Below are 3403 nucleotides of genomic sequence, written 5' to 3' on the forward strand. Positions count from 1 at the left end.
CGTCGTCAAGGATTGCTATAAGATTAACGAATGGCGTGAAGACAGTCTCACTCGGTGCTGGATAGTGATATGTTATGTGCGGCGGAACGAAGTCAACCATAAACGAGCATGTGTCCGAAAGTATTATGGGACACTGTGTCGAGTACACCACAATCGCAACAGAATCACCGTGAGACCATGTGGTTCCCAGCGGCTCAACCATTATGGTATCCGGGAAAATCCTGTCGATCGGGTTGCCAATGTAGTGCGCCCAATCCAAGGAAGCGATAGTCCCCGAATCAGCAAGCACACCATCTACATAAACCTCAACTATAATGCTGGCAGTATCCGGATATCTATTCCCAGACCCCGGAACTGGAACCAGCGACCACCACACAGCCTGTCTCTCGTTGGCTGTTATTATTTCACACGGCGAAGGGCAGATATTTACGAGCCGATAGCTGTCGCACGGTGCAATGTGAAAAACCCAGCAACTATCGAATTCGTTGGGGCAGCACGAGCAATCCTCGCCGAAGTTCAGAATCCTGTCAATCCCATGAATACATGCCTTTATGGAATCATTGTAGTTGAATGTGTCCGAGGCAAAAGTAGAGTCCCACACAGTATCCACAAAATTCGAGGACGAGAAATCGTTAACCGCCCATGTTATGTATGTTCCGATGTCAGCACCGCAAAGCGTGTCCCATACACTTTCGGCCTGAACATGATTAAGCCACACTCCAGCGCCATCATCTTTCAAAGGCGCCCCAAAAACCTGAAACAAATCGTTAACCGTATCCCCCGGTGAAGGATAAAGAGGGCTCGTCGTTGTATCGATGTAGGGTGGTGAAAGGTCGACCGTATAGGTGCAGCTTACAAGCTGCCCATAAACTGCCGTCGATAATGCTAAAATCGCGAACAAAACCAAAATATTCCTAATTTTTATCATATCGTCCTCCAATTAAATTTATGTATAAATCGACAATTTTCAAATATTTACCATGGCGGCATTTTACATCCCTGAGTTGTGAACAAACTATCAAAGTGGAGCGTTATAGTGTCACCATCGCCAAACGAACCATGGACTGTTATAAATGTCGTATCTCCGAATGTGTAGAAATCGAGCTGACTTAATGGCACATAACTCATCCCGCTCGTCGTCACGCGTCTTATGTAAACATTGGCTGTGTCTATCCCAGCCCCCGTAGAATCGTAAACACCGAAAATCATTATCTGGTCTGCGCACGAGGTAAGCTGAGGACACGATTCAGGACATGCTATCCAAACGGGGATAAGCGGGCATTCACAATCAGCCCGCGTAAGACAGCCAAACCTTCGCAGTGTATCGCTCCCGCTCCAGATAACCGCGCCAAAACATGCGTTTCGACCGCTGCAGCCTGATGAAAAATCTATCGCCCACTCAAAAGTAACTGTCTCGCCAGGCTCAACCGTAAGCGTTGTCTCTATGGTGGTTCCTGAGTCTATCGTTATACAGCTGCCAACATTTATGGTTGCATAAAGCGTCTCAATAGTGTCAGTCTCAGTGTTTACGAACTGCAAAATTATGTTTTCGGTTGTGTCTATCATTTCAAGAATGCTGTCGTATATCGCTCCAAAATTTGAGTAAAGGTTAAACCATGCACCACCTGTGGTCTCAGCCATGTTTCTATACCAATTCAACGCCCAGGTTCCAGTGCCAGCGCAAGAACTGCAGCTAATATGACTTGGAGTAGCAACGAAAAGTATTATGTTTTCTGCGAGCAAGGTATCCCTAACCTCGGCGGGCATCCACGACGAATGACAATAGCGTGTACATGTGCTCGTTCTCTGGCAGAAGCACGCATCAGTAATAAGAATTATTATCCTTATAGTTCCCGTCCTCCAGTTTATGGAATCCACGGCAGCCATTATAGCATCAAGCGCTTCTTCGGGAGCATCCGCGCCACCAGCCGAACCAATAGGCAAAAGCCACATGGAGAATGTATCTGCGCTTTCAGTTAAATTGTAGCCATGCGGAAAATTCCAGCCATCACCATAGGTAACCAATCCGAAGGCATAATCTATGCCCAAGGCATCCATGGAATCAGCAAAATCATCAAGATAAGCCAGCGCAGAGTCAATATCACCATACATGCTACCAGTCGTATCGAGCACAAAAACGAAATCAAGCCCACCCGATAGTGATGTGCATATTATTTCAAGCGAAGAGTCTGCAAGCATAGACCATGTTATACTAAAGTTTGATGCAAAAACAAGTGAGGGAATAATTAACACTAAACTGATAAAAACTTCCCTTTTCACAGTCAATGACCCCCCTTGTTATCAATAAAATTTATTATGATTTTAATCAATAGCAAGTCCAAAATATTATTTACTTTACAATCAACAAAGACTTAGTTTTCTTCATCCCCGCTGCGGAAACAACCGCCACATACGCACCGCTGGGTAGGTTAGATGCGTCGAACAAAATTTCGCTCGACCCCAAACCGATTCGCTTGGAGAAAACCCTCCTCCCGTCGACACTGAAAACTGCGAGTTCGCCGTCACCAAAAGGATTGAAAACATTTATTCTGCAGCGAAGATTGAACGGGTTAGGATATGCGTAGATAAGTAACTTGTCAGGTTTTGCGCCACTCTCTGAGATAGACTCAATACCGACCCCCTCAATAACAGTGTATCTTCGGTTCGGTCTTATATTGGTGAATGTGTCCACCTCACCCGAACCCATCCATCGAACGATTATGGTGTCCACAATGGTAGCGTTGTTCAGCCCAAAGTGCAGGACATACCCCTGAGATGTCCCCTCTGTCCCAGCAACCGCATCCACCTGTCTCATCTGCCAGAAACCGAGTTCATGACAATAAAGCTTGACGACCGAACCCACCGCGAATTTATCGGAACGCGTGCCCTTCAATACAAACTGAACCCACTGCTTTCGGTTACCTATCTCATTTCTAAACAATCTCATCACAGTGCCCGAGGGTGGGACATCCCTCGCCACAAGGTCGAGGTCACCGTCACAATCGTAATCGGTCCATGCAGCGCCCCAGCTATTATTAAGAAATATTCCAGCTTCGTAGTTAACGAGCTCAAAGTGGTCGTGACAATTTTTATAAAGGAACGAATGGTAACCATTGTACACGCACGATATGAAAAGGTCCTGCCAGCCATCATTGTCGAAATCGCCGAAAACGCACGATGAATGAGTCTCGTAATACTCTATCCCCCACCTTTCGCGCTCATCATGGAATGTGTACGACGGTGGTCCGCTGTTGATGAAAAGCATTGACTTATCAGAGAACGAAATGAACCGCGGATGAGCAAGATTTGCGATGAAAAGGTCCCAGTCGCCGTCGTTATCCACATCTGCCCACTGCGCACCTATAGTGTGACCGTAATAAACTCTTCCTCCACTCATATTGGG

Annotated in this window: 3 protein-coding genes; all 3 read right to left on the minus strand. The window is 46.3% G+C overall.

From position 1 onward, the window contains the following. On the minus strand, positions 1 to 928 hold a 928-nt coding region (locus J7J62_09180; GenBank protein ID MCD6125325.1), incomplete at its 3' end, for a hypothetical protein. Positions 929 to 975: 47 nt separating this feature from the next. Then, the gene (locus tag J7J62_09185) at positions 976 to 2199 is read right to left on the minus strand and encodes a VWA domain-containing protein (GenBank protein MCD6125326.1); all 1224 of its coding nucleotides are present in this window, start codon (positions 2197 to 2199) and stop codon (positions 976 to 978) included. A gap of 151 nt (positions 2200 to 2350) precedes the next feature. Further along, positions 2351 to 3403: VCBS repeat-containing protein (locus J7J62_09190; protein ID MCD6125327.1), on the minus strand; the 1053-nt coding region annotated here is incomplete at its 5' end.

The organism is bacterium, from assembly GCA_021159335.1.
Classification (GTDB): Bacteria; UBP14; UBA6098; order B30-G16; family B30-G16; genus JAGGRZ01.

Coding starts and splice junctions, on each gene's coding strand:
- J7J62_09185 (MCD6125326.1), bottom strand. CDS start 2,199: ATGCTTGCAGACTCTTCGCTTGAAATAATATGCACATCACTATCGGGT.